The following is a 16,886-nucleotide window of genomic DNA, read 5'->3' as shown; positions in this document are numbered from 1 at the left end:
ACAAAAATTGTTAAAGTAAGTTTCTTGAAAATTGAAGGAGAATTTATGCTAGAGATTAGATGGCATAGTCGTGCTGGCCAAGGTGCTGTTACAGGTGCCAAGGGTTTGGCAGACGTTATTTCTACAACTGGTAAACATGTACAGGCATTTGCGTTTTACGGTTCTGCAAAACGTGGAGCTGCGATGACAGCATATAATCGTGTGGATGATAAAGTAATCATGAATCATGAAAAATATATGGAGCCTGATTATGTCTTTGTCATAGATCCCGCTTTGGTATACACAACAGATGTTACGGTAAACGGGAAAGACAATACAAAATACATCATTACAACGCATATGAGTACAGAAGAACTTGTCGCCTCTCAGCCAAAACTTGAGGGCAAAGATGTTTACACGGTTGACTGTATTAAAATTGCGCAAGAAACGATTGGGCGTCCTATTCCTAATACACCGATGCTTGGTGCTTTTATGAAGATATCGGGTATGTATGATATTGAATTCTTTAAAGAGAATATGATGAGAATATTAGATAAACTGCCTAAGAAAATTGTTGATGCAAATATGATCGCCATACAGCGCGCATATGATGAAGTAAAATAAGGAGCTATAGATGGCAAATACAGGTTGGGACGAATTTGAAATCGGAGCAATGCTTCGTACATTTGATGGTGCAGTAGAAGATATTGCAGGTACACTCCAAGAAGACCGTCCGTATTCACAAAACAGCTCTTTTTCTGCAAGTGTTGCTGACTGGAGAATTGAAAAACCGGTTTTTAATAAGGATTTTTGTATTGATTGCCAATTTTGCTGGGTCTACTGTCCGGATATTTCAATTATTTCAAGAGACAAAAAGATGATAGGTATAGATATGGATCACTGTAAAGGGTGCGGAATTTGTGTTGAGGTTTGTCCTACAAACCCAAAATCACTTTTAATGTTTCCGGAACAGGCAGACGAAGAGACAGAAATAGCAAATTGGCCTGCTAAAGAGACAAAGGAGAAATAGATGGCATTTGATAAAATGGAATTAAGAGATATCGAAGTATGGGATGGAAACTTTGCAGCTGCACAGGCAATGAGACAGTGTCAAATTGATGTTGTTTCCGCATACCCGATTACGCCGTCAACTCCTATAGTTGAGGGATATGCAAAATTTTTGGCAGACAACTATGTCGAGGGTGAATTCGTAATGGTTGAGTCTGAACATGCGGCTATGTCGGGATGTATCGGTGCCGCAGCTGCCGGCGGGCGTGTTGCTACCGCAACATCTTCACAGGGTTTTGCTTTAATGGTTGAAACGCTTTATCAGGCTTCCGGTATGCGTTTGCCGATTGTCTTAAATGTCGTAAACCGTGCATTGGCTGCACCGCTGAACGTAAATGGTGACCATTCAGATATGTATCTTGGACGCGACTGCGGTTGGATACAGCTTGATGCATACTGCCCTCAGGATGCGTATGACTTGAACTTTATCGCTTTTAAAGTGGCTGAAGATCATGATGTGAGACTGCCGTGTATGGTACACCAGGATGGTTTCATGACTTCACATACAGCACAGGGTGTGCATACACTTGATGATGATACCGCATACAGTTTTGTAGGTGATTTCAAGCCTATGAACGATATGCTTGATTTTGAACATCCGGTAACACACGGAGTACAAACAGAAGAAGACTGGCATTTTGAACATAAAGCACGCCAGCATAATGACCTTATGACAAAAGTAATGCCAAAGATTCAAGCAGCCTTTGATGAGTTCGAGAAACTCTCAGGACGCAAATACAATATCGTTGAAAAATATGATATGGATGATGCGGATGTGTGTGTTGTATGTATGGGTACTTCAGTGGAAACTGCCCGTGAAGTGGCAACCGAGATGAGAGAAAAGGGTGTTAAGGCCGGTGTTGTCGGACTTCGTGTTATTCGGCCGTTTCCGTTTTTTGAAATTCAAGAAGCGCTTAAAGATGTAAAAGCTATAGCAGCACTTGACCGTTCGTCTCCAAACGGAGCGCCGGGTATGCTTTTTAATGAAATTGCGGGTGCACTTTTTAACACAGATACAAAAGCCTTACTTTCGGGTTACATTTATGGTCTTGGCGGGAGAGATTTAACAAAAAGACATCTCACAGACCTGTATACTGAACTGCAGGCAAATGCTGATGCCGGCAAGGTGCTTACTCCACTACAACAATTTATCGGTGTTCGTGGACCGAAATTACAATTTTTATAGGAAAAAACGATGAGTGAAATGAAAAAAATTAAAAACTTAAAAGAGTTTTCTACATCAGCAGACCGTTTTGAAGGGGCAAACCTTCTTTGCCCTGGTTGTGCACACTCTATCATTGTTCGTGAAGTTTTAAATGCAACGAATGATGACCTGGTTCTTTCAGCATCTACCGGATGTTTAGAAGTTTGTACAGCAGTGTATCCTTATACTTCATGGGATGCTTCATGGATTCATATCGGTTTTGAAAACGGCTCAACTGCTGTTGCAGGAGCTGAAGCCATGTATAATGCATTAAAACGCAAAGGCCGTCTCAAGCAGCCTGACCGTAATCCTAAATTCGTATCTTTTGCCGGTGACGGTGCTTCTTACGATATCGGTTTTCAGTGGATTTCAGGCTGTATGGAGCGTGGGCACAATATGATGCATGTTGTTTTAGACAATGAAGTATATGCAAATACGGGCGGACAGCGTTCCTCTTCAACACCGATCGGTTCAAGCACAACAACTGCACCGGCAGGTCGTGTAAGCTACGGTGAGAAGAAAAACAAAAAAGACATGGTAAGCATTATGGCAAGCCACGGTATTCCGTATGCGGCGCAGGTAGCTCCAAACAAATGGAAAGATATGGTGAAAAAAATCCAACACGGTATGGCAGTGGAGGGGCCTGTATTTATCAATGCAGTTTCTCCTTGTACGACTGAGTGGAAATTTGACCCAAAAGATACGATGCTGTTAACGGACCTTGCGACTGATTCGTTGGTATTTCCGCTTTATGAAATCATTGACGGGCATGAGTTAAACATAACATACAGACCAAAAAACGTTATTCCTGTTGAAGAATATCTGGCTGCACAGGGACGTTTCAAGCATCTTTTTAAAGATGAATACAAACATCTTATTAAAGAGTGGCAAGAGCGTGTAGATGCAAACTGGGAGTACTTAAACCGCCGAGAAGAAGCTCGCGTTTAAGAAGTTTCATCTTCACCGCATTTTGCACAAAAGTCAGAAACGGCAGGCTGTTAGCCTAGCCTTTTTCTGACTTTGGCACAAACTACAGTAAATCTAAAACTTCTTTATTTTTCGGAACCCGGACTTCAGTCCGGGCTAAAATTCATGCCTGCTTTCATCCTTCAATTTATCATCAATTTTTTTCGCTAAAATACATGTAATATAAACTAAGGAATAGACTCATGCCATTATTAGACTCATTTACCGTTGACCACACAATTATGCCGGCACCTGCAGTGCGTAAAGCAAAAGTTATGAAAACACCGTGCGGAGACAAAATTACAGTTTTTGACTTGCGTTTTTACAAACCAAACGAAGAGAAAATGGACGGACGGGGAATTCATACCTTGGAACACCTTTTTGCAGGATTTATGCGCAATCATTTAAATTCGAAAAATGTTGAAATTATTGACCTCTCGCCGATGGGATGCCGCACAGGATTCTATATGTCGGTAATTGGAACTCCTGATGAAAAAAGAGTGGCAAAAGCCTGGAAAAAATCTATGGAAGATGTCTTACATGTAAAGAGCAAAAAAGATATTCCTGAACTCAATATTTATCAGTGCGGAACCTATAAAATGCACTCTCTTAAAAATGCCAAAAAAATTGCCAGTGACATTCTTTCGAATAAAATAGGCGTGATGGATAACAAAAAACTGCAACTGAGTAAAAAGAAACTTAAAGAGATAAACAGCTAATGTTGGTTTTAGTACCGATGAACACTGCAGATGTGCAAGCAGCCGAGATTACACCGGTTTTAGAAGCAAAAACATGGGCACAGCTTCGTATAGAAGAGGGTGAACTTGTAGAGGTACTGCATTGTGACACATACGACGGTTTTGAGAACTGGTCTGAAGCCGTTGTTGTAAACAGCGATGGTGAACCTGTTATGGACTTTATGAATATGTCCATGATGGTACTCGTTGCACATACGCAAAAAACGATTGATGAGATTGTAGAAGCGTATTTATTTCGAGAACTGCATGATCTTGCATATTAGGAGAAACAATGGAGTTAAAACAGTTTTTAGAACTTTTTAACCCTCTGCCGGGAAATCACTATATTCAGATTACCGACAAAATTGATGCAACGACCCTTGCTTTGCAAAAAATGATTGCAGCAGTTGAGGGTGAGTTTCATCTGGCTCTTTATACAGAAATAAAGCTGCAAATTCCCGATGTTCTCAAAGAGACTAAAATAGAGTATATACCAAATTTTTCAAAACCTTTTCGTGCATTGCCCAGAGATCATGACCTTGTAATTTTCAAAGATGTTTTTTTTAGGCATCAAAACCCGGAGCTGCTCCTCAGAATTGCCTACACAACACTTGCAAATACGGCAAATGTGATAATTATGCAAAAAAAAGGGACAATGGATATAGAAAATACAAAAGAGCTATTAGAAAAATTTGAATTTCGTGCTCCCAATGCCATAGACATACTGCCTGAGTATGATTTGGTTATGGCAAAAAAAATGCACATGTGGGGCAATGGGTTATAATAATTTTATGTACCCCTTGTAAATAGTCATAAAATCCCTTATTTATGGTATTTAATGCTAAATGAAGCATATGTTTTGAACCACTTTGAACCACTATTTACCATTTTGAAGTACATAAAAAAGTACATAAATATTTTTATTCTGCTACAATACATTAATACTTCAATTAGGAAAATGTATATTATGTCTAAATATCCAGGAATAACTACAAAAGTAATGAAAAATGGGACTACTTCCATTATGGTTAGTTTTAAATATCTATCTAAAAGATATCCAACAAAAAACTTCACTAAATTATTTGGTTCTAAAACTGAAAAACAAGCATATTATAGGCTTCAAGAAGTAAAGCTTGAAATCTCAAAAGGTAGAGACCCATTTACAATAACGAAAGAAACATTAAATGACTTATATGAAGAAAGGAAAATCACAAGTCTAAAAAATGGAACTTGGAGACCAAGAACGGTGGAAAGTTATGACTATTTTTACAATAAATATATTAGAAAAACCATCGGACATAAAAAGTTGTCAAAAATTACTTATGAAGATTTGAGAAAAATATATGATATTGAAATGGCACATGTTGAAAACTCAACTAAAAATCAATTTAAAAGAATAGTAAGACCAATCTTTGCAGAGGAGATAAAAAAGGGAAATCTACATACTAATGTAGTTGATATGATAGAAACATATAATATGCCTGTCCGCGAGAAAATAGAGTTAAGAACATTTGAAAATAATCTTGATATAGTAAGAAAATTATATAATGCAGTTCCAAAGTATGAGGCACTTGCTTATAGTCAAAAAGAAGAAATGAGAAGTTATTTAATGATGATTGTAATGACTGCTCATAGACACGGAGAATTAAGACAATTAACCATTGAAGATTGCTATTTAGATAGAAAAATGGTTATAGCACCTAAAACAATCACAAAAACAAAGGAAGATTACAGATACCCCATTCCAGAAGAAGTTATACCATATTTGAAAACTATAAAATCGGGTTTAATCTTTCCGACAGTCAAGAAAGGTTCTATGTATCAAGTATTTCAAAGATTAGTAAAGTCGGCAGGTATAGAAACTTTTAAAGGCAAAAGGATATCTCCACACGATATGAGAAGATTGATGTTATCTGTTATGATTAAAGATTTAAGAATTGATAGTGTCCTTGCTGATAGTTGTTTAAATCATAAACAAAGAGGAGTAATTAACCATTATTTGAGTTTTGAATATAAAGATATTGAAGAAGCATATTATAAATATTGGAAATTGATAAGAAAATAATTTAAATTTTATTTTCTATAGATAATACATAGGTTTTAGCTTGGCAAATAGATTTTGCTTTGCTATACTTTGAAAATAAATTTAGGGATATAATATATGAAAATAATATCAGTAAAAAAATCGGATGAACTATGGAAAGAAGATAAATATGATGTTGTGATTGTAAATACATATTTTGAACTTTCTGAAATCAAAACTCCATATAAAGAGGATGGTACATTCTATTATATACAAGATATTGTTTTAAATATTGAAAAACATATAAATAAAAATGGTTTAATTTATATATATGGTATCACACAAGAGTTAATTTATTTTGCTTTGGAATTGAATAAGAGGTTTATATTTAAGTACTGGAATGTAATAGATATAGTTAGAGATAATCAAGATGAAGATTTACCTAATAATCATGTAGGCTTATTAGTATATTCAGTAAGTAAAAATTTATCTTTATTTACACCTAATAAAATTAGAATACCTTATAAAGCATGTACCATTTGTGGAAAAAATGTTAAGGATTGGGGTGGTAAAAAGCATCTTATGAATAAAAATGGTACGGCTTTATCTGATGTATGGACAGATTTCAATGTTGTAAAAGAAGTTATTAAAGACCCCGATGTTGAAAATATTGAATTATTAAAGATAGATATAGATAAATTAGAATTAAATTTACAAGATTGCAAAATTCCTAAAAAAGTTTTAAATCGTATCTTAAATATGTCAAATACAGAAAATGTTTTACAAGTTAATTTATATAATTCAATAAGAAATATCATTAAAGCTCCAGAAGTACAAACTCTTAAATCTATAAAAGTATCAGATACAGATATAAATGATGAATATTCAAATAAAATTTTTTTAAGAGATTCTATTGATTTATTGAAAGAAATTATTGATAAATATCCAAATGGTTATTTTGATTTAATTTTTGCAGATCCTCCGTATAATTTAGTAAAAAAATATAAAGATCACAATGATGGGATGGAGGAAATAGAGTATATTAAATGGTGTAATGAATGGTTATCTCTTTGTTCGAAAGCATTAAAACCAAATGGAAGTTTATATGTTCTTAATATACCAAAATGGTCTATTTATCATGCAGAGGAATTAAATAAACATATGTATTTAAAAAATTGGATAGTTTGGGATGCATTATCTGTTCCAATGGGTAAGGTAATGCCAGCACATTATACACTATTATATTATGTTAAAAATCCAAATGACTATACTTTTAATTTACAATTTAGTACAGAAAGAAAAGATTTATGTTTGAGAAATAAATGTATTAAAATTAGAATAAATAAAGATTTACATTTTGATAAAGTAAATAATATTTGGAGTGATATACATAGAATAAAACATAAAAAAGATAGAGACGAACATCCTTGTCAATTGCCATTAAAGTTAATGAATAGAATTATTAAAATGAGTACTAATAAAAATGATATTGTTTATGACCCATTTTGTGGAGCAGGAACTACTGCAATTGCAGCGAAAGGATTAGGAAGAAAATACTGTTCATCTGATATATCGGATATGTATGTACAAATTACAGAGAAAAATCTTCAAAATATAGATGATCAAGGATCGTTAAATAGAAAAAGTGTTAAAAAGTTAAGAACAAATGTATATACAAAAAAAGAAATTGAACTGAGAGTACAAGAGTTGGCTAAAAAATATAATAGAAAAATAACAATTAATGAACTTCTTAGAGAATCTCCTTTTGAAGAATCTGATCTTATATCACTATATAAAAATCTATCAATACCTTTGAAAGCTTGTTCAAAGGTGATTGATATTAATTAGAAAAAAACTCTTTTTTTAATTTTTCCATATATTCTGGATAATCTTGAAGATCTTTTATCTTTTTCGCTGCTATCCTATAAGCACGATATAAATTAGTAGAGTTTAATTTTGTTTTAAACTCTGTAATATTATGAACATATGATGTTCCTGATTCAAAATCTTCCCATGATTTAGGTCGTAAATTTCCATCTTTTTCACGATATTTTAAAGTACCTGCTCTATTTTCTCCAATAAATTTATAAACTTTATCTATAAATACATCATCGATTTTATTCACAGTATCATCATCATCACATCCATATTTGACAAAAACATAGTATATATTATCATTAAATTTATTGAGTTTTTTAGTCCAAGAATTCAATGTTCCCATGTCATTCTCTGGATTTGCATTATTTCTTCCAGCTTTAATTTCTAAGGCAATCTTATCATCTATTAATTCAAAGTCTGGAAAATAATTTTTATCTGGTGCTATCTTGAACTTTGAAATACCTATTTTTGTAAAGTAATTTGACATTGAGTCAGTGATGAAAACTTCTATTTCTTTACCAAAAGTAGTGTAGTCAAAGCTGTTTTGACTGGGAACATTCTTAATATCATTTAAAATATGTTCTTGTAATTCTTTTATGTTTATATTCATGTTAATCTCCAATTGTAATATTTGTACAATTGTAGCAGAATTTTTTTTGGCATTAAACTTTAAAAATAATTTCTAAACCCTTTAATTTTCATTAGCACATCATAACTTCAAAAAATCAATAATCTTTCAAAGCTCAATCATTAGTTCAAGTTTTCGTCATTTAACTCTATCCAGTTATCTACTGATACTAACATTAAATATTGCATATTTAGAGGTTATTATAAGTCAAAATTTTCTTCATACAATCCTACAAACCCGATGAACTAACGAAAGAGATATTTGAAAGATTAAGAGATTTTTGTTTGAAGTTTTTAAAATTAAAAAGTTAAGAAGAAAAAACACCCCTCAAAATCTTCAAAAAAGATATTTAAATTTAAAGGACAAGAGATGAGAGTATATATAACAGACTTAGAGGCTTACAATAACGGACATTTGGTTGGAGAGTGGTATCAACTACCTATGAGTGAGGACTTACTTGCTGAGAGTATTGAAAATGTGTTAAACGAGGGTAAAGAGATTTGTGAAGATGAACATTTTCACGAAGAATATTTTATAGCTGACTATGAATGTGAGTATATGGAAATAGACGAGTATGCAAACCTTACAAAACATAATGAAGTTGCCGAAGCTATGGAAGCTATGAGTGAATATGAGATAAAAATCATAAAATTTTTACTTGATAATCATATTGTTTCAGATATTTTTGAAGCAATAGAACAAAGAGATGATGTTCGTGTATATGAAGACCAGACTATGGAAGATATAGCATATGATTTAATCGAAGAGTGTTACAACCTTGATAATATTCCCTCTATCATTTCCAACAATATTGACTATAAATCAATAGCGAGAGATTTAGAGATAGAAGGCAGTTATTATAAATTTGGTTCAGACATATATGAATATATAGGGTAAAATACCTTATATTTATCAATTTTTTTAAAAAGGAATACAAAATTATGAAAAACTTAATATTAGTGCTTTTACTATCATTTATAATTATATAATTATCAACGGTAAATTAAAAATATATCAAACTAAAACCTATAAAAATAACTATAAAATCAAAGATAAAAAACATTATGATTTATGGGCTATGAGTGGGAGTTTTGAGAATTGTAGTGTTGCTAAAATAGTGAAGAAAAAAATGACTGGTTATTATAGAAAAGATGGCTATAAATGGTGTAAGGTTCAAGACTACCCTCAATCAACTTTTAGAAGTAATGAAGATTTTAATTTTTAAATTTTTATTATATAATACTTAAAAATAAAGTTGAAAAATGTCAAGATACTTATGCACCGATTATAATGCCCCTAAAAATCAAGACAACTTCTCCAGAAATTTAATTTCATCTTCATCTGTTACCCTATGCCACATTTTTTAGATATTCAAGATAAACATTCATTGGTTTTTGATAGTTTATACTTGAATGAAATCTTTTAAAATTATATTTGTGTATATATGCTGCTACTCCTTCTTTTAAATCTTTGATTGTTATATAATCATTTATATAGATATTGCTGTGCTTGAGAGTTCTGAAGAATCTCTCAATTACGATATTATCGATACTTCTGCCTCTGCCATTCATTGATATTTGGATATCATGTTTTTTGAGTAATTGGGTGTGCTCATAACTTGTATACTGGCTCCCCTGATCAGAGTTAAATATCTTAGGCTTAGGATACTTTGCAAGTGCCTCTTGAAGTACATCTGTGGCAAGTGTTGCATCCATACTGTTAGAGATTTTATATGCAAGCACAGCTTTACTGTGCCAGTCGATAATAGCAGCAAGATACAAAACCCACCATTGATGCGAATATAGGTAATATCTCCACTCCACACTTCATTGGTGTTGAGACATACACTGTTTTTTCTTGCCGTTTTGAGTCCAGTACTGCTTGAGCAAATATTCATATACTGATGTTGGGGATGTTTGATACTTGTGACTCTTTCTTTGTTGGATATATCGCTTGTATCCCTAAAATCCCCATATATTTGAGCACTCTATTTCTTCCAATATTGTAGCCATCCTCTTTGAGTTGTTCATAGATGAGTCGATACCCATATTCTGAATTATCAGTAGCGATTTCATCGATTTTATGGAGTATTTTTATATTCTCTGCACTTATAGGCACGGGGTATAGTAAAAACTACTTCTACTGACACCAATAAGTTCACACTGCTCTGATATTGAAAGTTGTTTATGCCTGGACTCTATCAGAGCTCTTTTTTCAATCAAGTCCAAGCTCTTTAACTTTCCCACTGCCCACTCCGCCTTTACAGTTGCCTTGCCGAGTGCTTTAGCCAACTGCTCATTTTCAGATTTAAGCTCTTCTATCTCATCTTTATAGGCTTTGGTAGCTCCGCCAACATCAAATGCTAAAGAAGCATTTTCTAAAAACTGCTGTTTCCATTTCCCTAATGATTGTGATGTTACCCCATACTTCGAGGCTAATTGACTTGTTGTCATCTCCTCTTTTAGCATCTCTAAGACTATTTTTGTTTTTTGTTCAGCTGTGTAAGTTTGACCTTTTTTTCTACTCATAATTTCATCTCCATAATTCTTATTATTTTAACTTTTTTGAAAATAAATCTTACTGAATTGTTGTCTTAGATTTTAGGGGCATTATAGATAACAATAATTTTAATACTCAAGAAAACTTAAAAATATGTGAAAAATTTACAGAGTTTAAGGAGTGCTTTTTTGAGAATGGAGTTTCATTTTTTGACAAAAATTTGAATCTTTTTGAAGACAATGAAGTATTTATAGAGTTTGAAAATAGAATAATTACAAATTTTGATGCTTCCAATAGAAAGAATACTGAAAAATACAAAATTCAATTAAATGGTGCAAGTAAAAAATTTAGGCATTTTTTTGCAAATTTAATTTGGCTATATAATTATCCAATTGCAGATAAAAAACGAGAAACAAAGCTGTCTGAATTAAAAATGTATCTTAATAATAGTTATAACCAAGATATCTTAGAAAACACTGTTTTAGAACATGGCATAGCTTCATATGGAAGATTATCTCAATATATTTATTATGATATAAATTTTTTATATTTTTTCACAAAACAATATATTCAAAATAAAACACAAAATCCTCATGATATCATTGAAAATATTAATTTATATGATTTAATGAAAGATTTAACAACAGAAGATTTTAAAAATATGAAATGGTTATCTTCCAAACATATTTTGCATTATTTGTTTAATCCTGATTATTATGAGCCAATTGTAAATACTGAATGTAAAAGAAAAATTGTTAAATATTTTTTGAAAAAAGTTTCTGATAATATTCTTGATGAAGATATATATAACATAAGAAAAAACATATACGGATTTGATAAAAGTTTATATCATATATGTGAAGATAGTGCTATAAATAGAAATAATACAAAATGTCTTAGAAAAGTTGCTCGTATCATTCAAAAGCACATAACTACAAATGAGTATGCTATTACAGTTGAACCAAAAAATGATATAGATATTTTATCAGTAGAAAAGACTAAAATTGAGAACGGATTAAAAGCGGAGGAAATTGTCCATGAAGAAGAATTAACACGAGTAAATAAAACTGTTTTAATAAATCAGATTGCTAAAATATACGATATTAAAGAATTTGGTCTATTAACTCAAAATATTGATAATTTAATGCACTATTCTAAAAACTTTGATACTTTTGCACCCTTTGACTTGTTATCAACAAGAGATGAAAAACTTGTATATATTGAAGTGAAAAGCACAACTAGCAATGAAATATATTTTTCTAAAAGCGAAATTATTTTTGCATATAATCATATAGATCAATATTTTGTCAAAGTTGTTTCTGACAACATTGTATATGATTTAGATATTCAAGAAAGTTTTGAGCAAATATATATGGAAATAACTGATAATACTTCCTTGTGGACTTGTGAAACTTTTAAATTGAAATTAGAGTTTTTGTAATATTACTTAAAATTTTCAGCATAATTTTCACTTCTTTTTTTCTGCAAAAATAGCTCATATAAATCAGAGTTAAACCATTCGAAATTTTTACGATTTATATAGCAATTATACAACACTTCCATAGATATATGGGTATCTAAAACGGTGGTGCCCATTTTATCATTCATAACAAGCTTTTTGCCACCATTTTTATTAGTTTTATGAAAATAAACTTCTTTATTATCTATAAAACCAACTACTTTTTTATCAGCATATTTTGGTAAAAAAATATCTATAAAATCAAGTAATTTTTCGTTGTCATAAAATAGTGCTGTATCAATGATATTTTTATCATTTTCTTTAAATTTTGAATGAAATAAAATATCTGTATAAATGTTTCCACTTTTAAACAGTTCATATGATATTTTTATATCACTTTTAGCATTAATTTCATTAACTACTATATCTAAAACACTCCTCTTAAAATGGCTAATTCTCTTATATTTATCTTCTTTAATTCCCATCAATCTTTTAAAGGTTTTTATTTCCATTTTTGGTAAATGTATAAAACTATTTGAGTGTGTCATATATCGTTTTATATTTTCATATAGTCGTATGCTATATTTAGATTTAAACCTATTAATCAGTATAAAATTCAGATTGCAATAATGATTTTTATCGTTTAAAATCATATCAATAAAGATATCAGAGAAAGTAATTGTTATGCTTCCATTTTCATACTCAATCTCTTGTATAAAATGGGTTAGTTTATAACTTCCTTTTTTCTTATTTAAGAGTGCCACTTCAAGAACTGTTTGCATCATTTTTGTAAAAATATTTTTCATCATTTTATTATTGATTGTAAAGCCTAAAAACTGATTTATCTCCCAATGGGAGGTATTTATCTTCTTATTAAAAAGTCTCTTATTTTTAATAGAATAAATTAAGAAGTTAAATATTTTTTCTTCATTGAGAGTTGAGTTTTCATAATACACTTGAATTAAATCGTGGTGCTTTGCGACAGAATAAATTTTTAAAATATTATCTGTTTTCATATAACTCTTTTTCTAACTGCTCGCCAAACATTACAATCTCAAAATATCCATCACCTTTTGACATATCAATAATATCTTCAAAAAGTTCCAAGTGTTCTTTATCAGAATTTCGTATAATTCCCTGCAAATCAACATTTGTAAATTTAAGAGGGTTAAAAATATTTAAAATCATATCCCTAATCCTAACCATACTTTGATACTCTGTTTTTTTGATTAAATCTTTACTATCTTTAAACTTCATCTTCCTCCCTTTTTTATGTATAATCACATTCTATTGCATAAAAAAATAAAAGACAAAAAAAAGTTAGTTTTTAAGAAAAAAATCTTGAAAATTTTTACTCGTATCATTTGTGGCTCTATTTTTACTTTATATGGCTTAACTTGTATGATTTATGGCTACTGATACTTTGAAAATCTTGTAAAACTCAATACTTTTAAGAATGGTAATTTACTAATCTTTATAACTTCTATATATTTTGCATTTTGATTGTGTTGTGTGGATATTTAGCAATGTATAGTTTAATGGTTTTTTGGAAGAATAAAAAACTCTAATCCGAGTTTTTCATATATTAGAAGAATTGTATCTTTTATCCCTCTTTGGCTAAGTTTGTATATTATAAGCCAAGTCGAGGAGATTTATTTTTAGGTTTTTTCGCTGGTTCAGGGGTTAATAATGGTGCGAAGATATCTATTTTATTCATTAAAACGAACTCCAAGATATCAAATACACTATTAAGAAAGTTGAAAAATATTGAAAAAAACATCACTTCACTCCCTTTTTCTTGGCAAGTTCAACAGCAAACTCCATAAAAATATTTACCATCATTTTTATTGCTTCTCTTTTTTCATTATCTAACCACAGTGATTTTTCGATAAGGGCAAGAACTATACCGTGTTTAGAGTGTAGTTTTTTGAGTTTTCTCTCAATATTGTTAGTTGTTTTAATTTTTATAGTTGTTGATTTATTCATAATAATTTTTCCTTTTTATTTTGGTGTCAAATCTATACTTGGGCTATTATTATAAGAAGAAGATAGTGCTTTTTTAAGTAAATCATATTTATCTTTACTTTTATCATATAATCGTTTATTTTTTTCTAATCGTTTTAAGTCCATTTGTTCCCTATCTTTGGCAAGTTCCTCCTCTGCTCTCCTGCTATAAACTTCCATCCGTTTTACAAGCTTTTGAAGTTGAATATTTAACTTCTTTTGCTCCTCTGTCTGTTCTACCATTTGAGTAGAAATTTTTTCTTGTTTTAATCGCTCATCTTTGATATCTTGCTTCATTGAAGCGATAGGATTTTGTTTATTATTTTTACGAACCTTTTTAATAACATAATCACTTAAAGAATAGCCCATTTTAAGCATATTTTGTTCAACTAATAGTTTGGTTTGATAAGAGAATTTTCGCAGTCCTAATCGTAGTTTTTTTATTTTATTAGTTGCTCGATATTTTTTATTATCTTTTTCAATTGTTGTAAAAGTTTTTACAACTGATGGAAGCATAATGTTAATATGGGGATTGTTCTTTTTAAAATGTATGGAACTAATAACATAATCATTTATAAACTTTTGTGCTTCATTTTTAGTGAAGTTGAGTTTATAAATTTCATTAAGTTTAGATACGATATCTCGAATCATAATATTATGTAGTTTTTTCATATCTTCAAGAGATATTCTCTTTTCTCCAATAATTTCAGGGAGTGAAATCATTATCGAAGTTGCGGGGGAACTCGGCTTGCCACCCTTGCGGTTGAGTTTAATTCGTGTAGTATGAAAATTAGCAATATTGATAATATTTCGTAATTTTCTATCAACATCTGTCTGATTGTCAAATACTACCGTTTTATGATTATCTGAGCTGTGGTTGATATGATTATCATTTCTATCAGTAATGTAATCAGCTATTCGCACTAAATCTTTTATCGTTTTCATTGATAAAAATTCAGTATAAAAGTTTTTTGGTTTTTGTTTCATAATTTTCCTTTTTAGGATAATTATGACAGACCAAATCAACTTTTCTTTAATGCACTAAACTACAACTTCAAATCGTTCCCCTATCAAGATAGCATACCCTGATGGGTGTGCTACTTGTGAAGTCTTTAAAAAAGACTTTCAAAACAAAAAAAGATATAATAAATTTTAAAAAGGTTAGACAAGTGATTTTAAGCAGTAATGTTTTTAAAAGGATTAAGCGATTAGAAAAAAAGAATGAACTAAATTTTACATTGTTGTATTTTTCTTCAGTAAGAATTGATTTGATTTATTCTAATTTGAGTAAAAATGATATTGAAGAATTGACAAGGTATTATCCTATATTGGTTATCAGAGATAAAGAAAGAACACAAAAATTATACAAGTCTGTTATTGATAATTTTATTTATAGCTCTTTGAATAGATTGTCAGATGAAAAAATTTTACTTATAAAAAAGCATTTAAAGAATATTACATATAGAGAATTTATAGAACAAAAAGATTTGCTTGTAAGAAAAATCGATAGTATTTTAAGAGTAGTAAATTTTGTTGATAAAATTGAAAAAAAATTTGATGAAAATTATTTAACAAAGTCTAATAAAAAGCTATTATCATCTAATCAAGAAAAATTGCTTCAACTTAAACCCATACAAGATATTGATTCTCCTATATATAATAATGAAGTAATCAAGGAGGAAAATAAGCAGATATCAATGTCTAAAAAAAACATAAAAAAATTACTTGAAAAGGAAGGGTGTGAGTTTTTAGATTCTTTTTTCTTTGAATACTTTGACAAAAAAACTTATGATATTAAACACAAAATGAACTTATATGATAGTAATGATATGACAGAGTTGATAGATCTCTTTGAAAAAGCGAATAGAAATTTAACTTTGAACAAAACTGTAATAAAATATTACAAAGAGATAATAAATAAGATTGAATTTACAAATCTATATGGATATGATTATCTTTGTCAAAATAATGATAATGCAATAGGATATTTTTTTACTCACATATATGATAAATTATTTAAAAGTATGGAAAAAAATAAAATTTTAAAATTATCAACAGTTTTTCAAGGTGATTATTTATCGTATTTAAAAAATGATTTAAATAGATTGTATGAAACGATGGCAACTCGTATTCATTATGAAAAAATGTTAAAACACAGAAAGGACTTAACAGATGAGCAACTAAGAAATTTAATAGAATATAGATTTTTCGAAGAACATTCAATAAACCTTGCAAAATCATTAGAATTTTATGAAAAGGACTTAATTATAGGTCAAATAAAACATAGAAAAGCATAATAATAGAAACTTTTTTTAATTCAAATCAAAAAAAACAACCCCAAACCATCTTTTTTATACTGCAATCAGAGCAAATTACAATAGAATTATTTGTTTAAATTATATTTATTATAACTTTATATTGGATTATAATTTTGGCACGAG

19 protein-coding genes and 1 pseudogene are annotated in these 16,886 nt (G+C 30.3%); 12 read left to right on the top strand and 8 right to left on the bottom strand.

Annotation, left to right across the window (positions count from 1 at the left end; translation table 11 throughout):
• The first annotated feature begins 45 nt into the window (after positions 1-45).
• The 9 genes from MLC52_RS11015 to MLC52_RS10975 all read left to right on the top strand — a co-directional run bounded on the left by MLC52_RS11015 (position 46) and on the right by MLC52_RS10975 (position 7,825).
• Positions 46-603 (top strand): pyruvate flavodoxin oxidoreductase subunit gamma, encoded by a 558-nt coding sequence (locus MLC52_RS11015; RefSeq protein WP_346389710.1) that lies wholly within the window; start codon positions 46-48, stop codon positions 601-603.
• A 10-nt stretch (positions 604-613) separates the two neighbouring features.
• Positions 614-1,009 (top strand): 4Fe-4S dicluster-binding protein, encoded by a 396-nt coding sequence (locus MLC52_RS11010; protein ID WP_346389709.1) that lies wholly within the window; start codon positions 614-616, stop codon positions 1,007-1,009.
• Positions 1,010-2,233, top strand: coding sequence for a 2-oxoacid:ferredoxin oxidoreductase subunit alpha (locus tag MLC52_RS11005; protein WP_346389708.1), 1,224 nt, complete (start codon positions 1,010-1,012; stop codon positions 2,231-2,233). It begins immediately after the preceding gene.
• A gap of 9 nt (positions 2,234-2,242) precedes the next feature.
• Positions 2,243-3,199, top strand: a complete 957-nt coding sequence (locus MLC52_RS11000) for a thiamine pyrophosphate-dependent enzyme (protein ID WP_226066313.1) — start codon at positions 2,243-2,245, stop codon at positions 3,197-3,199.
• A gap of 221 nt (positions 3,200-3,420) precedes the next feature.
• A complete protein-coding gene (gene luxS, locus MLC52_RS10995; protein ID WP_434580472.1) occupies positions 3,421-3,936 on the top strand; it encodes an S-ribosylhomocysteine lyase in 516 nt (171 codons plus the stop codon).
• Positions 3,936-4,238, top strand: a complete 303-nt coding sequence (locus MLC52_RS10990) for a hypothetical protein (protein ID WP_434580470.1) — start codon at positions 3,936-3,938, stop codon at positions 4,236-4,238. Before luxS ends, MLC52_RS10990 begins: the two co-directional genes overlap by 1 nt.
• Before the next feature lie 8 nt (positions 4,239-4,246).
• On the top strand, positions 4,247-4,738 hold the full coding sequence (locus MLC52_RS10985) for a hypothetical protein (protein WP_434580468.1): 492 nt from the start codon (positions 4,247-4,249) through the stop codon (positions 4,736-4,738).
• A 183-nt stretch (positions 4,739-4,921) separates the two neighbouring features.
• A complete protein-coding gene (locus MLC52_RS10980; protein WP_434580466.1) occupies positions 4,922-6,019 on the top strand; it encodes a tyrosine-type recombinase/integrase in 1,098 nt (365 codons plus the stop codon).
• A 96-nt stretch (positions 6,020-6,115) separates the two neighbouring features.
• The gene (locus MLC52_RS10975; RefSeq protein WP_434580464.1) at positions 6,116-7,825 is read left to right on the top strand and encodes a DNA-methyltransferase; all 1,710 of its coding nucleotides are present in this window, start codon (positions 6,116-6,118) and stop codon (positions 7,823-7,825) included.
• Here the strand turns inward: MLC52_RS10975 and MLC52_RS10970 are convergent.
• Entirely contained in the window at positions 7,818-8,465 is a 648-nt protein-coding gene (locus MLC52_RS10970; RefSeq protein ID WP_434580462.1) for a hypothetical protein, read from the bottom strand. The genes MLC52_RS10975 and MLC52_RS10970 overlap by 8 nt on opposite strands.
• A gap of 387 nt (positions 8,466-8,852) precedes the next feature.
• Between MLC52_RS10970 and MLC52_RS10965 the strand changes: the two genes are divergently transcribed.
• On the top strand, positions 8,853-9,380 hold the full coding sequence (locus MLC52_RS10965) for an antirestriction protein ArdA (protein ID WP_434580460.1): 528 nt from the start codon (positions 8,853-8,855) through the stop codon (positions 9,378-9,380).
• Between the two features lie 452 nt (positions 9,381-9,832).
• On the opposite strand, the pseudogene MLC52_RS10960 reads toward MLC52_RS10965, so the two are convergent.
• The 3 genes and pseudogenes from MLC52_RS10960 to MLC52_RS10950 all read right to left on the bottom strand — a co-directional run.
• Positions 9,833-10,314, bottom strand: a pseudogene (locus tag MLC52_RS10960) (IS3 family transposase); the annotation flags it as partial.
• 62 nt (positions 10,315-10,376) lie between these two features.
• Entirely contained in the window at positions 10,377-10,601 is a 225-nt protein-coding gene (locus tag MLC52_RS10955) for a transposase (protein ID WP_434580458.1), read from the bottom strand.
• Positions 10,592-11,011 carry a transposase gene (locus tag MLC52_RS10950; protein WP_434580457.1) on the bottom strand — a complete coding sequence of 140 codons (420 nt, stop codon included), beginning with the start codon at positions 11,009-11,011 and terminating at the stop codon, positions 10,592-10,594. The genes MLC52_RS10955 and MLC52_RS10950 overlap by 10 nt, the downstream gene beginning before the upstream one ends.
• Before the next feature lie 191 nt (positions 11,012-11,202).
• Here MLC52_RS10950 and MLC52_RS10945 point away from each other — a divergent pair, with 191 nt between their 5' ends.
• A complete protein-coding gene (locus MLC52_RS10945; RefSeq protein WP_434580455.1) occupies positions 11,203-12,423 on the top strand; it encodes a protein NO VEIN domain-containing protein in 1,221 nt (406 codons plus the stop codon).
• Positions 12,424-12,425: 2 nt separating this feature from the next.
• On the opposite strand, the gene MLC52_RS10940 is transcribed toward MLC52_RS10945, so the two are convergent.
• From MLC52_RS10940 to MLC52_RS10925, 4 genes are all read right to left on the bottom strand, one after another.
• A complete protein-coding gene (locus MLC52_RS10940) occupies positions 12,426-13,457 on the bottom strand; it encodes a replication initiation protein (protein WP_434580452.1) in 1,032 nt (343 codons plus the stop codon).
• Positions 13,444-13,698 (bottom strand): hypothetical protein, encoded by a 255-nt coding sequence (locus MLC52_RS10935; RefSeq protein ID WP_434580451.1) that lies wholly within the window; start codon positions 13,696-13,698, stop codon positions 13,444-13,446. The genes MLC52_RS10940 and MLC52_RS10935 overlap by 14 nt, the downstream gene beginning before the upstream one ends.
• 522 nt (positions 13,699-14,220) lie before the next feature.
• Positions 14,221-14,427 (bottom strand): hypothetical protein, encoded by a 207-nt coding sequence (locus MLC52_RS10930; RefSeq protein WP_434580449.1) that lies wholly within the window; start codon positions 14,425-14,427, stop codon positions 14,221-14,223.
• A gap of 15 nt (positions 14,428-14,442) precedes the next feature.
• On the bottom strand, positions 14,443-15,432 hold the full coding sequence (locus MLC52_RS10925; protein WP_434580447.1) for a coiled-coil domain-containing protein: 990 nt from the start codon (positions 15,430-15,432) through the stop codon (positions 14,443-14,445).
• 101 nt (positions 15,433-15,533) lie between these two features.
• On the opposite strand from MLC52_RS10925, the gene MLC52_RS10920 reads away from it, so the two are divergent.
• Positions 15,534-16,742, top strand: a complete 1,209-nt coding sequence (locus MLC52_RS10920; RefSeq protein ID WP_434580445.1) for a hypothetical protein — start codon at positions 15,534-15,536, stop codon at positions 16,740-16,742.
• Positions 16,743-16,886 lie beyond the last annotated feature (144 nt).

This window comes from Sulfurimonas sp. NW15, from assembly GCF_051132285.1.
Classification (GTDB): domain Bacteria; phylum Campylobacterota; class Campylobacteria; order Campylobacterales; family Sulfurimonadaceae; genus Sulfurimonas; species Sulfurimonas hydrogeniphila.
The sequence above is the reverse complement of the archived record's forward strand: the minus strand, read 5'-3'. Positions and strand labels throughout refer to the sequence as shown.

What these genes read in the sequence shown, in the direction of transcription:
- MLC52_RS11015 (WP_346389710.1), top strand. Translation starts at nt 46, where the DNA reads ATGCTAGAGATTAGATGGCATAGTCGTGCTGGCCAAGGTGCTGTTACA.
- MLC52_RS11010 (WP_346389709.1), top strand. Translation starts at nt 614, where the DNA reads ATGGCAAATACAGGTTGGGACGAATTTGAAATCGGAGCAATGCTTCGT.
- MLC52_RS11005 (WP_346389708.1), top strand. Translation starts at nt 1,010, where the DNA reads ATGGCATTTGATAAAATGGAATTAAGAGATATCGAAGTATGGGATGGA.
- MLC52_RS11000 (WP_226066313.1), top strand. Translation starts at nt 2,243, where the DNA reads ATGAGTGAAATGAAAAAAATTAAAAACTTAAAAGAGTTTTCTACATCA.
- luxS (WP_434580472.1), top strand. Translation starts at nt 3,421, where the DNA reads ATGCCATTATTAGACTCATTTACCGTTGACCACACAATTATGCCGGCA.
- MLC52_RS10990 (WP_434580470.1), top strand. Translation starts at nt 3,936, where the DNA reads ATGTTGGTTTTAGTACCGATGAACACTGCAGATGTGCAAGCAGCCGAG.
- MLC52_RS10985 (WP_434580468.1), top strand. Translation starts at nt 4,247, where the DNA reads ATGGAGTTAAAACAGTTTTTAGAACTTTTTAACCCTCTGCCGGGAAAT.
- MLC52_RS10980 (WP_434580466.1), top strand. Translation starts at nt 4,922, where the DNA reads ATGTCTAAATATCCAGGAATAACTACAAAAGTAATGAAAAATGGGACT.
- MLC52_RS10975 (WP_434580464.1), top strand. Translation starts at nt 6,116, where the DNA reads ATGAAAATAATATCAGTAAAAAAATCGGATGAACTATGGAAAGAAGAT.
- MLC52_RS10970 (WP_434580462.1), bottom strand. Translation starts at nt 8,465, where the DNA reads ATGAATATAAACATAAAAGAATTACAAGAACATATTTTAAATGATATT.
- MLC52_RS10965 (WP_434580460.1), top strand. Translation starts at nt 8,853, where the DNA reads ATGAGAGTATATATAACAGACTTAGAGGCTTACAATAACGGACATTTG.
- MLC52_RS10950 (WP_434580457.1), bottom strand. Translation starts at nt 11,011, where the DNA reads ATGAGTAGAAAAAAAGGTCAAACTTACACAGCTGAACAAAAAACAAAA.
- MLC52_RS10940 (WP_434580452.1), bottom strand. Translation starts at nt 13,457, where the DNA reads ATGAAAACAGATAATATTTTAAAAATTTATTCTGTCGCAAAGCACCAC.
- MLC52_RS10935 (WP_434580451.1), bottom strand. Translation starts at nt 13,698, where the DNA reads ATGAAGTTTAAAGATAGTAAAGATTTAATCAAAAAAACAGAGTATCAA.
- MLC52_RS10930 (WP_434580449.1), bottom strand. Translation starts at nt 14,427, where the DNA reads ATGAATAAATCAACAACTATAAAAATTAAAACAACTAACAATATTGAG.
- MLC52_RS10925 (WP_434580447.1), bottom strand. Translation starts at nt 15,432, where the DNA reads ATGAAACAAAAACCAAAAAACTTTTATACTGAATTTTTATCAATGAAA.
- MLC52_RS10920 (WP_434580445.1), top strand. Translation starts at nt 15,534, where the DNA reads ATGGGTGTGCTACTTGTGAAGTCTTTAAAAAAGACTTTCAAAACAAAA.